Annotated in this window: 14 protein-coding genes and 1 other RNA gene; 10 read left to right on the plus strand and 5 right to left on the minus strand. The window is 39.9% G+C overall.

What is annotated here, in order from left to right:
• Window positions 1-49 precede the first annotated feature (49 nt).
• The 3 genes from AC6H44_RS04150 to AC6H44_RS04160 form a co-directional block, all read right to left on the minus strand.
• Entirely contained in the window at window positions 50-415 is a 366-nt protein-coding gene (locus tag AC6H44_RS04150; protein ID WP_500737692.1) for a hypothetical protein, read from the minus strand.
• A gap of 184 nt (window positions 416-599) precedes the next feature.
• A complete protein-coding gene (tyrP, locus tag AC6H44_RS04155; RefSeq protein ID WP_500737693.1) occupies window positions 600-1,802 on the minus strand; it encodes a tyrosine transporter TyrP in 1,203 nt (400 codons plus the stop codon).
• 290 nt (window positions 1,803-2,092) lie between these two features.
• Entirely contained in the window at window positions 2,093-2,971 is an 879-nt protein-coding gene (locus AC6H44_RS04160) for a flagellar protein MotY (RefSeq protein ID WP_500737694.1), read from the minus strand.
• 201 nt (window positions 2,972-3,172) lie between these two features.
• Between AC6H44_RS04160 and rnt the strand changes: the two genes are divergently transcribed.
• Window positions 3,173-3,847 carry a ribonuclease T gene (gene rnt / locus AC6H44_RS04165; protein WP_500737695.1) on the plus strand — a complete coding sequence of 225 codons (675 nt, stop codon included), beginning with the start codon at window positions 3,173-3,175 and terminating at the stop codon, window positions 3,845-3,847.
• A 53-nt stretch (window positions 3,848-3,900) separates the two neighbouring features.
• On the opposite strand, the gene AC6H44_RS04170 is transcribed toward rnt, so the two are convergent.
• Window positions 3,901-5,526: a flagellar assembly protein A gene (locus tag AC6H44_RS04170; protein WP_500737696.1), complete on the minus strand. Its 1,626-nt coding sequence runs from the start codon at window positions 5,524-5,526 to the stop codon at window positions 3,901-3,903.
• Window positions 5,527-5,779: 253 nt separating this feature from the next.
• Between AC6H44_RS04170 and ssrA the strand changes: the two genes are divergently transcribed.
• From ssrA to AC6H44_RS04215, 9 genes are all read left to right on the plus strand, one after another.
• Window positions 5,780-6,136, plus strand: a transfer-messenger RNA (tmRNA) gene (gene ssrA / locus AC6H44_RS04175).
• A 481-nt stretch (window positions 6,137-6,617) separates the two neighbouring features.
• Window positions 6,618-9,068 (plus strand): EcoAI/FtnUII family type I restriction enzme subunit R, encoded by a 2,451-nt coding sequence (hsdR, locus tag AC6H44_RS04180; RefSeq protein WP_500737697.1) that lies wholly within the window; start codon window positions 6,618-6,620, stop codon window positions 9,066-9,068.
• Between the two features lie 118 nt (window positions 9,069-9,186).
• Window positions 9,187-10,677: an N-6 DNA methylase gene (locus tag AC6H44_RS04185; protein WP_500737698.1), complete on the plus strand. Its 1,491-nt coding sequence runs from the start codon at window positions 9,187-9,189 to the stop codon at window positions 10,675-10,677.
• The gene (locus AC6H44_RS04190) at window positions 10,677-12,530 is read left to right on the plus strand and encodes a restriction endonuclease subunit S (protein WP_500737699.1); all 1,854 of its coding nucleotides are present in this window, start codon (window positions 10,677-10,679) and stop codon (window positions 12,528-12,530) included. Before AC6H44_RS04185 ends, AC6H44_RS04190 begins: the two co-directional genes overlap by 1 nt.
• Window positions 12,531-12,542: 12 nt before the next feature.
• On the plus strand, window positions 12,543-13,244 hold the full coding sequence (locus AC6H44_RS04195; protein ID WP_500737700.1) for a DUF3800 domain-containing protein: 702 nt from the start codon (window positions 12,543-12,545) through the stop codon (window positions 13,242-13,244).
• Window positions 13,241-13,729, plus strand: a complete 489-nt coding sequence (locus AC6H44_RS04200; RefSeq protein WP_500737701.1) for a hypothetical protein — start codon at window positions 13,241-13,243, stop codon at window positions 13,727-13,729. The genes AC6H44_RS04195 and AC6H44_RS04200 overlap by 4 nt, the downstream gene beginning before the upstream one ends.
• A 226-nt stretch (window positions 13,730-13,955) precedes the next feature.
• Window positions 13,956-14,342: a hypothetical protein gene (locus AC6H44_RS04205; protein ID WP_500737702.1), complete on the plus strand. Its 387-nt coding sequence runs from the start codon at window positions 13,956-13,958 to the stop codon at window positions 14,340-14,342.
• A gap of 95 nt (window positions 14,343-14,437) precedes the next feature.
• Window positions 14,438-16,159, plus strand: coding sequence for an McrB family protein (locus AC6H44_RS04210; protein ID WP_500737703.1), 1,722 nt, complete (start codon window positions 14,438-14,440; stop codon window positions 16,157-16,159).
• A 9-nt stretch (window positions 16,160-16,168) separates the two neighbouring features.
• A complete protein-coding gene (locus AC6H44_RS04215) occupies window positions 16,169-16,729 on the plus strand; it encodes a 5-methylcytosine restriction system specificity protein McrC (RefSeq protein WP_500737704.1) in 561 nt (186 codons plus the stop codon).
• Here the strand turns inward: AC6H44_RS04215 and AC6H44_RS04220 are convergent.
• Window positions 16,686-18,293, minus strand: coding sequence for an IS1634 family transposase (locus AC6H44_RS04220; RefSeq protein WP_500737705.1), 1,608 nt, complete (start codon window positions 18,291-18,293; stop codon window positions 16,686-16,688). The genes AC6H44_RS04215 and AC6H44_RS04220 overlap by 44 nt on opposite strands.
• Between the last annotated feature and the right edge of the window lie 24 nt (window positions 18,294-18,317).

The raw sequence follows: 18,317 nt of genomic DNA on the forward strand, positions 1-18,317 counted from the left end.
TAAACAAAAAAGGTAAGCCGCGGCTTACCTTTTTACGGTTAAAAAATAATTAACCTTCTTTGTATTCTTTTCGTGCTTGCTCGATTTCATCAGCAAGTTCACGTGCTTTTTGCTTGGTTTTTTCAGTTAGCTCACCAGCGGCTTCTTTGCTTTTAATCCATGCATCAACAGCTACTTCCTTGCCGTCATCGTACATGTCTAAGCCCATGGCTTTGCTTTCTTGCAATAGCTCATTAAATGACTCGTCATTTTTAAGCTCATTGGTTTTTTCTTTAACGTCATTCCATGTTTCGTTTAACTTGTCTTGAACTTCAGCACTCGTTTGTTTGGCGTCTTGTTTAACTTCGTTGGCGTCTTCACAGCCTGTTAATGTAATTAAAGTACCTAATAATGCTAAACCTGCTAACTTCTTCATTGACTATCTCCTTTAGAGAAAAATTTAATTCAGATCCAATTATACAACAATGAAAATGAACATAGCTGTAACAGCACAATTAAATTTTAAGTTAATTGGCGATAATTATTAGCAGCAATTATTAATTGGCAACAAAAGATACATTAGATAAACAGCATTTCGTTAATATGCATATTTTTAGCTATTAACCTATTGCAGGTATTAGGCCTGCCATTTGTAGGCATTGTGCGCTAATAATTGAAATACCGCACAAAGCCGCTATGGCTAAACCAATGTTACCACTGCGTACCTTATACCCTTGTTTTTCAGCGCCTCGGCGTTGCTTGTACACCATACTAACGGGTAAAAATACCGCCAATATTACTAAAGCAATGGCCGCATAGCCCAATGCCATAATAAACCCCTGCGGGTAAAATAAAGCAAACCCAAGAGGGGGAATAAAGGTAATAAGCGCTGTTTTGATTCTATCTGCGCTCGTATCTGCTTTTTTGAAGGTGTCGGCAAAAAAATCAAATAACCCTAGGCTCACTCCTAAAAATGATGTTGCTAGCGCTAAATCAGCAAATAGTTTAACCGCAGTAGACACATTGGTGTTATTTGCAATACTAGCCACACTGGCTACAAAACCACTCAGGCCTTCACTTTGTAGTAATTGCTCTTGACTCATTATGCCTTGGCTTAATACTTGCCAAAATACATAAATAACCAGCGGCAAAGAGGCACCTGCAATCATGACTTTGCGCAAGGTTTTTATGTCAAGCCCAACGTATTTAACAATAGAAGGAATAGAGCCATGAAAGCCAAACGAAGTAAAAACGACTGGAATAGCGGAAATTATAAGCCCTTGTTCAATTGGCATTTCCAGCAAATATTGACCATGTACATGGGGTGTAAGCATATAAAATAAGCTTGCAAGCACTACAATTTTTACACTAAATAAAATGCGGTTAAGTTTATCTACTTTACTGGTACCTAAAGTAACCACGCCAGCAATAACAACCGCTAAAATAACCGAGCCTAACTGTGGGGCAATACTTAAATTAAAGCCGGTATTAATGCGCTCTTGTAACTGTGCACCGCCACCCGCTATATAGGCTGCGCATAGCGCATAAAATAAAAATATCATCGAAAAATTAGCCACATACTGACCACGTTTACCAAGCCAAAGCTTAGCTAAGGTATTTAACGTGGCATCGCGAGGGGCGTATTGGTGTAGCTCCAACATGAGCAAAGCGGTGTAAGTCATTAATAACCAACAACCGACAATTAACACTAATGCCGTATTAAATCCCAGTCCTGCAGAGGCGATAGGCAAAGCAAGCATTCCTGCGCCTATGGTGGTTCCTGCAACAATTAACATGCTACCTATTGTTTTATTTTTAAGCACTTAATGATCCTGACTAAACGTGAGAGACACGCAAGATATAACTAGTGATGCAAAACTTAAATAGTTTTGTCATAAAAGAGACAAAATAAAATGTAATCTTCTATTTACAACTGTATTAAAATGCCAAGAATCATCTAGTGTAAAAAGTTAATCAATTGATTTTAAAGGTAAATAAAATTATTAAATGTTAATTGTAAAATTAGGTAAAGGGGTGAGGTGTTTATATAAAGAAAACTGTGACCAAAAGCGTTATAAATTACCCATTCGGTCATTAAAATAAACAGCTGCACTTACATTTTTGCGATTTGAATCACTAAGCGGCGGTTTTTATCGCGGCCTAAAATATTATCATTGGTATCCACAAAGCGTTTTTCACCAAAGCCTTGCGTAACTACTTTAGCTTCATCTACGCCTAAGCCAACCATGTAATCTTTAATCGCTTTAGCACGCGTTCTAGATAGGTCGAGGTTATTCCAGCGGCCACCGTAACTATCGGTATACGATGTAATATTGATTGATTCTATACTGGGGTCGTTTTTCAAATACTCAGCAATTTTATCAAGGCGTTGCTGCGATGATTTAGTTAACTTACTGCTATTAGATTCATAATTCATTATGGTGAACGAAATATCTTCAAAATTGTACGGCAACAATTGATCGCGACATTGTAAAAACGCCCAATACGCGTGTTTAAAGTTAACATTAGACATGCCAACGGCAATCTTGTCGGCACTATTTTGCCAGTCTTGGTAATAAAAGGTGGGTTGATTACCTTTTTCAAGCTCAGTGAGTATTTCCCACGTTGTTTTATTGCCTAACTCACCATCAAACTTTTTAAGTAATTTCATATCGGCAATATCACGGGCAGGGCGGCCAGCTCGCCAACTAGGCGGTACCGCTTTTAATCCGGCAATCGCATAATTATCTGGGCGTACCATCATGTCTAAATTAAAAGTGAGATCTTTATTTTTACTTGCCGATGCTTTAAAAACAGCTTCACCATAGTAGGGAACTTCATGATTTAATTGGCATTGTAAGCGAGTTGTTTTAACCAAGTTCCAATTTGAATTATCTTGGTTAGCCGTGTACTGGCGCATTGCTGCAGTTGTATTAAAACTACACACTACACTGCTAATACTTAAGCTAATAAATAACAACGTATACTTCATCAAGAACTCTCCAATAAGCTTTGCCAAAAAACTGACAAAAACCGTAAAATTTTACGCAACAGTTTATAATTCGGCGTAAACATTAATTATAAAGCAAGTAACATGCCTATAGTTTAGCTGTAATTAATCAATAAATCCCCTAGCCGACAGGCCCTCAATTTTGACATAATAGACAGCTAACCCCTATAAACCAAGAATACTATGGCAAATACTGAGCAAACACTTTTCGCACAACGCTTTCGTGGCTTTTTTCCCGTGGTTATTGATGTTGAAACCGCCGGTTTTAACAAAGAAACCGATGCTTTACTCGAAATTGCAGCATCTGTCTTAAAAATGGATGACAAAGGATTGCTTAGCATAGATCATACCGTTCATTTTCATGTGCAACCCTTTGAGGGAGCAAACATAGAACAAGCCGCCATTGAGTTTAATGGGATTGAACCTTTTTCTGCACTTCGCGGCGCCGTCCCTGAAGAAGACGCGATTAAAGAAATTTGTAAAGTGGTGCGTAAAGCGCAAAAAGCCGCAGGGTGTCAGCGCTCTGTGGTGGTTGCCCATAATGCGGCTTTTGATCATGGCTTTTTAAATGCGGCGATTGAGCGCAATAACATTAAACGAACGCCATTTCATCCGTTTGTGAGTTTTGATACCACCTCGCTTGCAGGCTTGGCATTAGGGCAAACGGTATTGGCTAAAGCGTGCCGCGCTGCTGGTATTGAGTTTGATAATAGCCAGGCACACTCTGCGTTATACGATACAGAGCGCACAGCTGAATTATATTGTTTAATCGTAAATCGCTGGCAGCAGCTAGGTGGTTGGCCGCTTGCTGTAGCAAAAACACCACAAAACGAAGACCAAGCAAGCAACCAAAATTAGCTTATATTAGTGAGTATTCACTTTATGAGCTGAGCCAGTTTAAATAAGCATTATTAAAACGATTGAGTTATTTTACCTTCACTGTGGGTGATTAAATGCGGTGGGTAATTGCGAGAAAAGCTAATAGACTCACGTGCAATTTTAAGCTCCACCCCCGGGTGCATAAGCTCATTAACTTTTAAACGACTAAGCGCTAAAAGCTGTGCCATTTTCTTTCTTAGCAACTGCTTTTGTTGATTAATACTGGCGCTTCGGTTCGCTATGTGTTCTTCATTGGTTATTATCTTATTTAAAAACTGCTGACGCTGTGCGCTTGCAACCCGTTTATTAATGCGATCACGTGTTTGCTGTAATTCAATTGACTTACTTATCAGTATTTTTTCAAAGTCGGTAATTTGGGCTTGCTTTTGTTTTAATACATACCATTGCTGGGCGATGCAAACACGGGTTTTTGTTCCTGCAGGTGCCCCTAATTCGCCAGTTTCAATACGCATTGCATCTAAAATATGGCCACCAATGATTTTACCTTTAGGGTCGTTTGCTTTGCCCACTCTAATTAAATTTCCGGCACTCAAATCACAATGCAATGATTGGCGCTCTATTAATAAATTTTGCTCAGTTTTTATATCGCAGTATTGAGAGTAACCAATGGCAACGGTTCGTTTAGCAAAAACAGAACAGGTAAAGGGCTCATTAGCTTCTCGTTTTCTGCCAATGGCCCCTTTTCCAATGGTGATTGCGCTATCACTTTTTAATTGTGCCGATTCAACAAAGCCTAAAACAGTAATATCGCCGGTGGCCGTCACGCGCATACCATCTTTTACATCACCGCTTACAATAATACTGCCATCAAATTCAACATGGCCGGTGCTTGGATCAATATTATGAAAACATAAAACATCATCAACGCGCATACCGCGGGGAAGGGCAACGGGTACGCCAGTGCAGTCGGCAATTAGTAAATTGGGGTTATCGGGCGCAATTTTAGTACCGTCAAAGGGTTGTAATTTATGCTCTTTGCCTGGGGTTGCCGCAAGCACATCGCCAAACACAGTAAAGCCATCAACCCCCCGTGTTGCGGGAATACGCCGCATTAACTCATTGCCTGGTTTTACAGTAATAATATCACCTAGGTTTCTCATATCGACTTTACCACCACCTTTGGCTTGTGGGCTAAGCACGCGGTCTTGCGCTGTGCAACAAAGGCGTACAAATTTTGCGTCATTACCCAGTTTAGGTGTTTTGCCAAAGGCAACTTCTGCGGTATGCATGCTTCCTGCTGGCTGTTCAAACTGTTGCGCCAATAATTGCTCTAATGCATGAGAGCTAATGCCTTTTTTAACGCCTGCTTGAGTTAAAACTTCAACTGCTTGTTCCGTATTAAGCAGTTTGCCGCCTTTAGCAGTGGTGAGGGTAGCTGCAACTAACATGTTTTTTTCATCAATGTTTATAGTGAGTTTGGCATCAATGGCTTTTGCAATGACTAAAGAGGAGGCTTTTTCGGCATTACCTTGAACAAAGAGCTTACCAATATTGCTAGCAATAATTTCACACTCGCAATACTCTGACTGCCCAATTAGTTCAATAAGCTGTGTTGCTGTTGAGGCTAAACCCGAAACAGCAGGATGCGCAAGTAAAGAAATATACCCCGTTTGCTCATCAAAGGAAAAAACCGACATTTATAAATCCTCTAGGTGATATGCCTGTTATTATTTTTTATAGTGTACTAGACCAAGGTCTAGCCCGGTATTTGAGCATAAAGCAGGTTGCTTGTTAAGTAATTGTTTCTTAAGTATCCAGTAATTTACATTTAAAAGTGCGTGTTTGATGCAGAATTAACCAACCAATAAAAATAAAGTGCTAAGGTGTTGAGTATTGGTAGCTTACTCAGTTATACTGCTTGCACGCTCTGAATGAGTAATAACTAATTCAGGGGCTGATTAGGATTCGACGGAATTCAAGAAGCCCAAGGTGCATGTCGAGGTGCGGTTTGCCTCGTAAAAAAGCCGCAATCTAAAGTAATCGCAAACGACGATAACTACTCTCTAGCAGCTTAGGCTAGCTAGCGCTCCTTCCATGTATTCTTGTGGACTGGATTTTGGAGTGTCACCCTAACACCTGATCGCGACGGAAACCCTGGCCGGGGTTGAAGCGCTAAAACTAAGCGGCCTCGCCTTTATCTACCGTGTTTGTCCGGGATTTAAAGGTTAATTAAATGACAATACTAAACATGTAGTACCGACGGTCGAGGCTTTTCGGACGGGGGTTCAAATCCCCCCAGCTCCACCAATAATGGTTTTTAAATTCGTTTGTTTAAAAACCCTAAAAAACCCGCCACTTGAGCAATCAAGTTGCGGGTTTTTTTATGGCTAAAATTTAATTAAAGCAATTGATTTGCTTTGCAGTCTCGGAGTTACTAATAAAATATTAAATGACGGTTTAGTTGAAGAGAATATGCAAGCAGAGAGAGAAAAGTTAAAAGCCCTTGGATCTGAAGCAATAGCCACCTTAAAACTATCCAGCAACACCACTACTACATTAGCGAATATGCTAACAACTTTGGTAAATTGCTTGAGGGGGTTCAAAAAACATAGATCGCTCCAGTATATAATTTTTGTGGGAAGATGAATTTTAAGCAGGAAGAAGCCTTTACTATCTTTTATTTTTGCTTATTAACCGTATTTTATATAGCATCACTAAATAGCATGAAACGCGTTGAATCAACGAGTTGTACGAACTCATAGCGCAGTATTTAGGGATGGTTTAAGTTATGGATAAAAGAAAGCTCAGCGAAACCGATATAATTAGCAAGTTTATTCTACCCGCAGTTAAAACCGCAGGGTGGGATGACATAACTCAAATACGCCAAGAGGTTAAACTACGTGACGGTAAAGTAATTGTCCGTGGGCAACTTGGTATACGTAAAACGGTTAAATCGGCTGACATCGTGCTTTACCATAAACCTAGTATGCCGCTTGCTGTTATTGAGGCTAAAGCGAATAAGCACGAAGTAGGTAAGGGCATGCAACAAGCGCTCGATTATGCCAATTTACTTGATGTGCCTTTTGTATTTGCCTCTAATGGAGATGGCTTTATATTTCATGATAAAACCACCTTAATTCCAAATGAAGGCGGCACGCCTGATGCGCATAACCTTGAAACCGAAATACGCTTAGAAGATTTCCCATCACCGCAAGAGCTTTGGGCTAAATACTGTGCCTACAAAGGCTATACCGAATCGCAACTCCCTATAATTAACCAAGCTTATTACGATGATGGTAGCGGTAAACACCCGCGTTACTATCAGCTCCAAGCAATTAATAAAACAGTAGAGGCTATATCGTCAGGTAAAGACCGCGTACTCCTTGTAATGGCAACCGGCACCGGTAAAACTTATACCGCGTTTCAAATTATATGGCGGTTATGGAAATCACGGGCTAAAAAACGCATCTTGTTTTTAGCCGACCGTAACATATTAATTGATCAAACTCGCATTAACGATTTTCAGCCGTTTGGCACCTCAATGACCAAAATTACCGGCAGAACAATCGACCCCGCTTACGAAATACACCTAGCACTATACCAAGCGCTAACAGGGCCAGAAGAATCTCAAAAAGCGTTTAAGCAAGTAGACCCTAATTTTTTCGACCTTATTATTATTGACGAGTGCCACCGTGGCAGTGCAAGCGAAGATAGCGCATGGCGCGAAATATTAGAATATTTTAAAGGCGCAGCGCAAATAGGCTTAACCGCAACACCCAAAGAAACCGACGAAGTATCAAACTCTGATTATTTTGGCGACCCTGCTTATACCTATTCCCTTAAAGAAGGCATAGAGGATGGTTTTTTAGCGCCCTATAAAGTGGTCCGTGTCGATCTCGACGTAGACCTACAAGGCTGGCGACCTACAAAAGGACAGGTTGATAACAACGGTGAAGTAATACAAGACCGTATATACAACCAAAAAGACTTTGACCGCACTATGGTCATAGACGAGCGCACCATGCTGGTGGCCGAAACCATAACCAACTACCTAAAGCGTACAGACCCTATGGCTAAAACCATCGTGTTTTGTAACGACATAGACCACGCCGAACGTATGCGCCGCGCCATTGCCAACTTAAACCCAGAGCAAATGGCTAAAAACGACAAATACGTAATGAAAATCACAGGCGACGACGAACTAGGTAAAGGCCAGCTCGATAACTTTATAAACCCTAAACGCCCATACCCAGTAATTGCCACTACCTCAGAACTCATGACCACAGGGGTAGATGCCAAAACCTGTAAGCTAGTGGTGCTCGATCAAAACATACAATCAATGACCAAGTTTAAGCAAATCATTGGTCGGGGCACGCGTATAGACGATAAGTACGGCAAGCTTTGGTTTACCATACTCGACTTTAAAAAAGCCACTGAACTATTTGCTGATGAACGCTTTGATGGCACACCAGAAAAAGTAATTAAAGTAACCCCAACCGACATTGAAAACGAAGACGTTGATATTGAGTCACATGATGACACAACCGGCACAGATACATCCACCAGCCCATTAGATGATCAATCAAAAGCCGATACCATTAACGACCCCAAAGGCGATGGTACGCTTGATGGCGAATGGGACGATGAAAAAAACAAAATGGTTAAGTATCGCGTATCTGGTGTTACCGTAAATAAAGTGGCAGAGCGAGTACAGTATTACGATACTGACGGCAAACTTGTTACCGAATCATTTAAAGATTACACCCGCAAAACCATGAGCAAGCAGTTCAGCTCACTTGATGAGTTTGTAAAACGTTGGAACGAGTCAGATCGTAAACAAGTTATTATCGATGAGCTCGCCGAAGAGGGCATTATTTGGTCAGCGCTTGAGGAAGAAGTCGGCAAAGACATGGACCCATTCGATATGATCTGCCATGTAGTTTATGACCAACCACCCCTTACCCGTAAAGAGCGCGCAGATAACGTACAAAAGCGTAACTATTTTACTAAATATTCGGGTACCGCACACACCGTACTCGAGAACCTTCTGTTAAAATACGCCGATGTTGGCGTGCAAGAAATAGAATCTATGCAAGCACTCAAAGTAGCGCCATTTAACCAAATTGGCAGCCTAAGTGAAATAGTAAAAAAAGGCTTTGGGGGTAAGGCGCAATACGAGCAAGCACTTAAAGAGCTCGAAGCACAAATTTACCAAATGCCAGCGCCTAAAACAGCCTAAATTTAAGTTTGCTGTCGCTATGTATTAGCGACAGCAAAGCATTAAACCATTTAAATTAAACAGCTTTCCTACTCGCTTTTAGCCGCTGTTTATAAAAGTAATCAAACAAGAGAAACCTATGTCTATCAGTTCAGCTATTAAATCTATTCAAGATATTATGCGTAAAGACGCCGGCGTCGATGGCGACGCACAGCGCCTTGGTCAAATGTCGTGGTTACTATTTTTAAAAGTATTCGACGCGCAAGAAGAAGAGCTAGAACTAGAGTTAGACGATTACCGCGAGCCAATCCCCGAGCAATTTTTATGGCGCAATTGGGCGGCCGATAACGAAGGCATAACTGGCGATGAGCTATTAGAGTTTGTAAACGACAAGCTATTTATTGAGCTTAAAAACCTAACCGCCCCCATAGATAAAAATCCACGCGGCTATGTAGTAAAAGAGGCATTTAGCGATGCCTTTAACTACATGAAAAACGGCACGCTACTGCGCCAGGTTATCAACAAGCTAAACGAAATAGATTTTACAGACTCAAAAGAGCGCCACTTATTTGGTGACCTGTACGAGCAAATATTAAAAGACTTACAAAGCGCAGGTAACGCGGGCGAATTTTATACCCCGCGCGCCATCACTAAATTTATAGTAGCAGTAACCGACCCAAAACTGGGCGAGTCAATCATGGACCCTGCGTGTGGTACCGGCGGCTTTTTAGCGTGTGCGTTCGACCATGTAAAAGCAAACTATGTTAAATCGGGCGACGACCACCAAATATTGCAAAAACAAATACACGGCGTAGAAAAAAAACAACTCCCGCACTTACTATGTACCACCAACATGATGCTTCACGGCATTGAGGTACCGGTACAAGTTAAACACGGTAATACCCTAAATAAGCCGCTTTCAAGTTGGGATGACCAAGTAGATGTAATCATCACCAACCCACCATTTGGCGGTACAGAAGAGGACGGCATAGAGAAAAACTTCCCAAGCGACATGCAAACTCGCGAAACAGCCGACTTGTTCTTACAGCTTATTATAGAAGTGCTTAATGAGCCTTCAGCCGGTAAAGAAGGTGGGCGCGCCGCAGTGGTATTGCCAGACGGCACTTTGTTTGGTGAAGGGGTAAAAACCAAAATTAAAAAGCTATTGGTAGAGGAGTGTAATTTACACACCATAATACGCTTACCCAATGGCGTGTTTAACCCGTACACCAGCATTAAAACCAACATCCTGTTTTTTACTAAGGGCACACCAACAAAAGATGTGTGGTTTTACGAGCACCCATATCCAGCCGGTGTAAAAAATTACAACAAAACAAAACCCATGAAGTTTGAAGAATTTAAAACTGAGCTCGAATGGTGGGGCAACGAGGCAGACGGTTTTGCCAGCCGTACAGAGACCGAACAAGCGTGGAAGGTATCAATCGACGATATTATTGCTCGTAACTACAACCTCGATATTAAAAACCCGCATGTAGGCGAGGTAATAAGCCACGACCCACAAGCGTTATTAGCCGACTATTCAAAGCAGCAAGCCGACATACAAGCCCTACGCGATCAGCTAAAAGGCATATTGTCAGCAGCCCTTTCAAAAGATACTGAGGGCAAGTAATGGCTGAGTCAAAAACACCAAGCACAAACGCTGAGCAGCTAATAACCGAACATCTTGATATTTGGACGACGGCTATTGAGCAAAAATCGTCAGCAGGGCGCGGTTCATCTAAAAAGTTTTCGCTTCATGGCATTAAAAAGCTCCGCGAACTTATCTTAGAGCTCGCAGTGCGTGGTAAGTTAGTGCCACAAGATCCTAATGATGAACCTGCGTCAGTATTGCTTGAGCGAATAGCTGATGAAAAAGCGCAGTTAGTTAAAGATAAGAAAATCAAAAAGCCTAAAGTACTGCCGGAAATTAGTGAGGATGAAAAACAGTTTGAATTGCCGAAAGGGTGGGAGTGGAGTCGTTTTGATTATTTACCCCTAGGTTATTCTGTTGGGTTAGATAGAGGTAAATCGCAACAAGGCCCTGATAATAAGTTTCGCTACTTTAAGATGAACAATATTTCCAATGAAGGTGGTTTCGATTTAAAAAATGTTGTATTTGTGGACGCCTCAGATGAAGAAGTAAAGCAATATACTTTAAATGATCATGACTTATTATTTAACACTAGAAATAGTAAAGAGTTAGTCGGTAAAACATGTGTATATGTAAGTGACTATCCAGATCCTATCTTATATAACAATAATATTTTACGGGCATTCTTTTCTGAAAATAAGCTCTCTTACATACTCGACATCTGGATGCGAAGCCCATCTGGTAAACTGGAGTTAGAAAAAATAAAGTCAGGTACTACAAACGTTTGGGCTATATATCAAGGCAAGCTTGCGTTGCTACATTGTATAATTCCTCCATTTGAGGAACAAGAGCGCATAGTTGCTAAAGTCGATGAACTAATGAGCTTGTGTGATGCGCTTGAGGCACAAACTGAAAATAGTATTACGGCACATCAAACATTAGTTGAAGTGCTGTTAGAGGCGTTGCTCAAAGCACCAGAGCAAACCGCAACACCCGAACAAGCCACAGCACAATTCCAACAAAACTGGCAACGTTTAAGCGAGCACTTCGACACACTATTCACCACCACCGCCAGCATCGACACGCTAAAGCAAACCATTTTACAACTAGCTGTAATGGGCAAACTCGTCCCACAAAACCCAAACGACGAACCTGCCGCCAAGCTCTTAGATCGCATAGCAGCAGAAAAAGCCCAACTGATTAAAGACAAAAACTTTACTAATAAACAGCTAAAGCAAAAACCACTGCCAGAAATCACCGATGAAGAAAAACCGTTTGAGCTGGCACAAGGATGGGAGTGGTGTCGATTTGATGATGCGGCACTTAGTTCAAGTGCTGGATGGAGTCCTCAATGTTTACCAACCCCTAGAAATGGTGATAGCTGGGGAGTTTTAAAAGTTAGTGCTGTTACTTGGGGAGTATTTAATCCAGAAGAAAATAAAGAACTTCCACCTCACTTAGAACCAAGAATTGAACATGAAGTTCAAAGCGGTGATTTTCTTATCTCAAGAGCTAATACCGCAGACTTAGTTGCAAAAGCTGTAATAGTGCCAGATCTTGCACCTAAAAATTTAATGATGAGTGACAAGATTATTAGATTTAAATTACATGAAAGTGTAAGTGGTGAGTATTTAAACTTGATGAATAATAGTCAAGTTTCTAGAGATTATTACAATCGAGTTGCAGGTGGAACAAGTAGTTCCATGAAAAATGTATCAAGAGAACAAATTAGAAGCTTAGTTGTTGCCCTCCCGCCACAAGAAGAACAGCACCGCATCGTCGCTAAAGTCGATGAATTAATGATACTCTGCGAGCAACTTAAAGCCCGTTTAACCGACGCACAAACCACTAAACTTTACCTAACCGACGCCATAGTCGAACAGGCGTTGTAAGTAGGAGATATTATGAGCCAAACATATAACGTTTATTGCGACGAGTCTTGTCATTTAGAAAATGACAAGCAAAAAGCAATGGTGCTGGGCGCAGTATGGTGTGCGACAGATAAGCGACGAGAGGTTGCTGAGCGCATTCGTGAGATTAAACAAAAACACGGTTTATCAAAACAATTTGAGATTAAGTGGACCAAGGTCAGCCCCAGTAAACTCGCGTTTTATTTAGATGTGATTGATTATTTTTTTGATGACGATGATCTACATTTTAGAGGCGTAGTTGCGCCAGATAAAAATATTTTAGAGCATAGTAAGTTTGTTCAAAGCCATGATGATTGGTATTACAAAATGTACTTTGTGATGCTAAAAGCTATTTTTAAACCGCAATCAAAATACCGTGTTTATATTGATATTAAAGACACGCTTGGCGCAGAAAAAATAAGCACGTTACATGATGTGCTTTGTAACAACGCTTACGACTACTCACGCAAAATGGTAGAGCGTATTCAACAAGTTCATTCAGAGGAAGCAGAGCAGTTACAGCTAGCTGACTTATTAATTGGCGCTTTGTCATACCTTCATCGGGGTTTAAGCGAAAGCACCGCTAAAAATGCCATTATTGAGCGTATTCGAAAACGCAGCGGATATGCGTTGTTAAAAAATACCTTACAAATGGAAACCAAGTTTAACTTATTAATTTGGGAGCCTAGAGCATGACAGCTAATACACTCCCAGAGTGGTTGCCAGATCTCATTTTATTAGAAGATTTTAACGGTGATTGGAATGCTTTTTTTGATTTTATATATAATTGCTTTGAAAAAGATTTTGTTTTAAGTAAACCAATTTATAGAGGTAAGCGATTAGGGTTAAAAAGGCACCCTGAGTATGATGGTAAGTCAGCAACGTTTTGGCATATGATGAGCGAAGGCAGTAATGAGGCAGAAAGAACACCAGATATGCGTCGCTGTGAGCGGATTTGCTGGCCTAAGCCAATTATTGATAATAGTACCGACCCATCGCTCAAAGTATGGTCAGAAAAGCGTGGCAGTAGCCAGCGTATACATATTTGGTTTGAGCCTGAAGGTTATTTAGTAGTGCTAGATGACAGAAAAGATTTTATTTTACCCTGGACTGCTTTTTATATTGAATATGAGCACCAACGTAAAAAGTACAATAAGCGTTGGGAAAAGAATAAAAGCTGAATTGGGAAAAGTAAAAGCTAGTCTCGCCTTCCGAAGAAGGCGGAACCGTAACTCCTTCTACACTTATACGTAAACGTTGGTAGATGAGATAGAATGATCATACGGTCGGATCACGTATTAATCAAGGTTAATTACAAAATAATTAGTAAAACACTGCTAATGACATTGTGTTGGTTACAAAGCAGTGAAAGCTCGAAAAATTAATTAATCAGAATATGGAGAAACAATGAAAATTTGGAAGCTATCACATGGATATAACGATATCTCGCAACAGCAATCTGATTGGTTAGATGAACATAATTACCTTTCATTACATAAAAGTACTAAAAAGTCTCAAGGAAAGCACTTTATTAATCAAGTGGATATCGGTGACATCATTAGCCTTTCATGCAGTGGTGATCTTAAAGCATTGGTTAAAATAACCAGTGATATTTTAATACTCGAAGATACACCGTTTACTGAGGGTTGGGTTTTTAGACAATATGAGCTTGTTAGCGAACTACCTGCTTTAACCCCATATAATGGAGGGAAAAAGGCTGGACACCTAATTACAATGGTACTTTTTTTGAAATTCCAAAATCTGAATGGCAAGAGTTTGAGGAATCGATTTTAAAGAAATATTACAATTGTTCACTCAAAGATCTAGGCGTAACCCAAATAGACTCAAAGAGTAGCAGTCAGTTTCAATGGATTAATAAATGCAAGTCGATGCAAGCATTTGATGATTTTTTAAAAAAGAAAGCAGTTAATTTTACAGTGTTAGATGATGCAATCAGGGTAATAAGTCAAAGCAACTTAAACTTTGACTTTTACAATGTAGATCATATTGAATCAGCTCTAAAATTTGGTAATCGCCCTCTGCATTTAACTAAAGGTAGAGTTGCTGGTCAGTTTGAGGTTGATAAAGGCCGATTAATCGTTTGGTTTCCTAAGAGTTACGGCAGGGAAAAAGCTGTTACTGTTGAGTTAACTGATGACCTTGAAAGTAATGAAGCACAATTAAATGCTGAACTGAAAAGCAACGAAGTGTTTTTTAAAGAAAGTAATCTTGCTGGCAATAAGCATTTACCGAGAGATTACAATAATGGTAATACAACTAACTCAGATTTGGCTACTCATATGACAACTACACCAACGAACTTAATTTACTACGGCCCACCAGGTACTGGTAAAACATATAAACTTCAAAAGCTGTTAAAAGAGAAATACACAGAAACAGGAACTTCTGAACAGCCTGAAGTGTGGCTTAATAATAAGTTGAGTGAATTAAGTTGGTTTGAAATTATTACTCTTATTTTGTTGGATACTGACAACGATTTATCTGTAACAGATATTGTGAATCATGAGTATTTTACAAAGAAGTTAGCGCTTAATGGCAGAACTGCCAATATACGCCAAACAGCGTGGGCTGCTTTGCAAACTCATACCATTCAAGAATCAAAAACTGTTAAGTACGCTAAGCGCATTGAACCGTTAATTTTTGACAAAAATACAGATAGTAAGTGGACTATTGTTGAAAAAGAACATGAATTAATTGTTGGTTTTAGAGAACAACTAAATGAGCTTAAAGCAGGCCCTCCTGTTGAAGACGAAATAAAGCGCTTTGAATTTGTGACCTTTCATCAATCTTATGGGTATGAGGAGTTTATTGAAGGTTTAAGGCCAGTAACTAACGACGATGGCGATATAAGCTACGTTGTAAAACCTGGTATTTTAAAACGCCTGTGTATGCGTGCTGAAGCTGACTCTAACCATCAATATGCATTAGTGATTGACGAAATTAACCGAGGCAATATTAGTAAGATATTTGGTGAGTTGATAAGCCTTATTGAAATAGATAAACGTGCTGGTGAAGAGCATTCACTTACAGTTACTTTGCCATACTCAAACTTACCTTTTTCGGTACCTAGCAACCTCGATATTATTGGTACTATGAACACGGCTGATCGCTCTTTAACTCATATAGATATTGCGTTAAGACGCCGCTTTGAATTTATAGAGCTGAGAACTGACTACTCTTTATTAAGCGATAATGTAGATGGTATTAACTTAAGAAAGCTCTTATTCACGATTAATAAACGGATAGAACTTTTATTAGATAGAGAGCATATTATTGGCCATGCCTTATTAATGAAAGTTAGTAACTTAGCGGATCTTAAACAAGTATTTATCACTAACATTATGCCGCTACTGGAAGAATACTTTTTTGAAGATTGGGACAAAATTAAGCAAGTATTTAACGGCAACGGATTTGTTTCAGAGCTCAAAGATGCTCATACAACTTGGCTTGGTGACTCCGATGAGTATGCAGCTAAGTCTTACTTTGTAGACCGTAAAGCTTTTGACGAGATTAAAAACTATACAGCTGTTTATCAAGGTATTGATGACAAAAATTTTGCCGCGCTTTTTTCTGAACAAGAGCAAAACTAAGGAAGGTTTATGCGTACATGGTCTGTTTATGAGTTTTCTCGCTTGTATAAAAGTAATATTACTAAGTATGAAGGCGATAATTTAAACCTAGAACACTCTCAATTTGAAGCGCTCAAACAGCTGTTAACTTGCAGTGAGGCAGACCATGATAAGTTATTTAGATATGGCTTTGAAAAGCGACAAGAGATATTAGTTTGCCAAAACTACGTTGGTGTAATTTGCTTACCTTGCGGCGATCAAATTGAAATATTGCCTAAAACACATCGGAAAAGCGTACATGCTGAGAGTGATGAAAGTATTAGCAGGAACCGCTCCAATCTTATAAAGATGTTAAAGGCAACACAGTATTTACCAGGTAAGGTTGCTGACAATGCATCGTTAGATATGGTTAAAATGCCATTACTTGATGTATTTATTCAATTATTTTTGCAAGAAGTAAGCTTATTAATTAAGCGTGGTGTTGCAAGGCAATATGAAACGCATGAAAGTAATGAGCCTTTTATTAAACCGACATTCCGCAACGCTTTCAGGAATAAATTTCTTGATAGATACTGCCCATGCAATCAATGATTGTCCTGTTCCTCTGCTCTATATTCAATACTAATTCCTGTGTTTCACTTAGCGTTAACACATGAATACCCTGGAAACAGAAAAATACCCAACGCGCTGTTGGGTTTTGACAGGGCTTGTATTTTAAGTTGGGAAAATGAGCTTCCTGCGCTTTTAACTCAGCCCTCATTTTATGCTCCAGTGCAGCGTAAACCATTAAACAGCACGTCATTATCATTAACAGTGCCTCTATCCGCTCTGGTTTTTTTAAGTAAAGTGATGAGGTTAAAAAATCAGGGCTCTTTAAAAATCGAAATCCTTTCTCAACACTTTGTTGGGATTTGTATAAACTGAGCATTTTTTCCATCGACAGCGAGTCGCGTAAATCATTCGTCGCCAGTATAAACATGCCTTTGTCTTGTAACCTCGTTTTTCTCGCTGCTAGTGTCCAATAAACTGTGCCTGTAATTTGATATTCAATACTATCGGGTTGTTGCGTTAGCTTTGGACGACCACTGCGTTTAAATACGCCCTGCTCAATGATTTCATGCGCATATACTTCACTGTCAGGATGCCCTTTTTGCCACGTTTTTAATGCTTGCTCTGCATCTAAACGACACGCAAATTTTTGTTTGTTTAATTTCTTAAAGGATTTTAGCGTTTCATTGCTTTCTTTTTCCATCCGCTTAGTGAGCGTATGTTGCTCTCTATTTTTGGCTTGCTCACTTTTTAGCAATAACCAACGCTGCTTGACTTCTCCATATTCTGATGTCAACCAAGCGCCGCTATAGCCATTGTCCATCTGCTCGAAATCGAGTGTATGTTGTGCCTTGATGGCTTCTTTAACCTGTTTTAATTTTTGTGGCGCACGGGAAATAAAAAGCTGCGCTTGTTCGTGAAGTGATTGGATCGTTTCTGCGGTATAAAGCGCTGCATCGCCAATAAAGTAACGGCTATTCTGTGCCGCTTTGAGACTGCTTATATGCTGTTTTACAATCTGTTTAAAGCCTTCGCTATCATTGCTATTACCGCTGGCTGCTTGCATATAAATAGGGATCCCCGCTCTGTTTTCTGTGATCAAATTCAATATAACTTGATTTAACTCAGGGCGGTGATCTCGACTATAGCCTTTGACAAGTTTGATCGCTTGGCTATCAATATCATCCTCATACTTACCATCAACATGAATACTGGTTGAGTCTAAATTGATACCTTCACAAGGAAGGTTTAAGTGCTTTACAACGTGAGCTGATAAGGTTTGATAAATACCGGAAACACCGGCGTCATACAGTTTATCAAGGCAACGACCTAATGCATCATCATTAATGTACTCAGCTTTTATCCCTTCTCCAATAAGGCGCTCAACGGGGCGCTCTTTAAAGTATTGCGGATACATATGCAGAGTGCGGCCAACAAAACCAAGCCCATTTAAAATCATGGCTTCAACAAGTTGACCATAAGAAATCAACTTATCAGGGCTTTGCTCAGGGAGTGATTGATCAATTAACTTAGCAATACCAAGTTCTTTGTTCATACCTGCGACTAAACCTAAATGATCAATACTTTTTGTTGAATAAGACGCCATAAATTTTACACCACTTAAAGATAA

It is taken from the genome of Pseudoalteromonas sp. TAP-3C, from assembly GCF_059888565.1.

Coding starts and splice junctions, on each gene's coding strand:
- AC6H44_RS04190 (WP_500737699.1), top strand. CDS start 10,677: ATGGCTGAGTCAAAAACACCAAGCACAAACGCTGAGCAGCTAATAACC.
- rnt (WP_500737695.1), top strand. CDS start 3,173: ATGGCAAATACTGAGCAAACACTTTTCGCACAACGCTTTCGTGGCTTT.
- AC6H44_RS04195 (WP_500737700.1), top strand. CDS start 12,543: ATGAGCCAAACATATAACGTTTATTGCGACGAGTCTTGTCATTTAGAA.
- AC6H44_RS04170 (WP_500737696.1), bottom strand. CDS start 5,526: ATGTCGGTTTTTTCCTTTGATGAGCAAACGGGGTATATTTCTTTACTT.
- AC6H44_RS04185 (WP_500737698.1), top strand. CDS start 9,187: ATGTCTATCAGTTCAGCTATTAAATCTATTCAAGATATTATGCGTAAA.
- AC6H44_RS04150 (WP_500737692.1), bottom strand. CDS start 415: ATGAAGAAGTTAGCAGGTTTAGCATTATTAGGTACTTTAATTACATTA.
- AC6H44_RS04160 (WP_500737694.1), bottom strand. CDS start 2,971: ATGAAGTATACGTTGTTATTTATTAGCTTAAGTATTAGCAGTGTAGTG.
- AC6H44_RS04220 (WP_500737705.1), bottom strand. CDS start 18,293: ATGGCGTCTTATTCAACAAAAAGTATTGATCATTTAGGTTTAGTCGCA.
- AC6H44_RS04215 (WP_500737704.1), top strand. CDS start 16,169: ATGCGTACATGGTCTGTTTATGAGTTTTCTCGCTTGTATAAAAGTAAT.
- AC6H44_RS04205 (WP_500737702.1), top strand. CDS start 13,956: ATGAAAATTTGGAAGCTATCACATGGATATAACGATATCTCGCAACAG.
- AC6H44_RS04210 (WP_500737703.1), top strand. CDS start 14,438: ATGCAAGCATTTGATGATTTTTTAAAAAAGAAAGCAGTTAATTTTACA.
- AC6H44_RS04200 (WP_500737701.1), top strand. CDS start 13,241: ATGACAGCTAATACACTCCCAGAGTGGTTGCCAGATCTCATTTTATTA.
- hsdR (WP_500737697.1), top strand. CDS start 6,618: ATGGATAAAAGAAAGCTCAGCGAAACCGATATAATTAGCAAGTTTATT.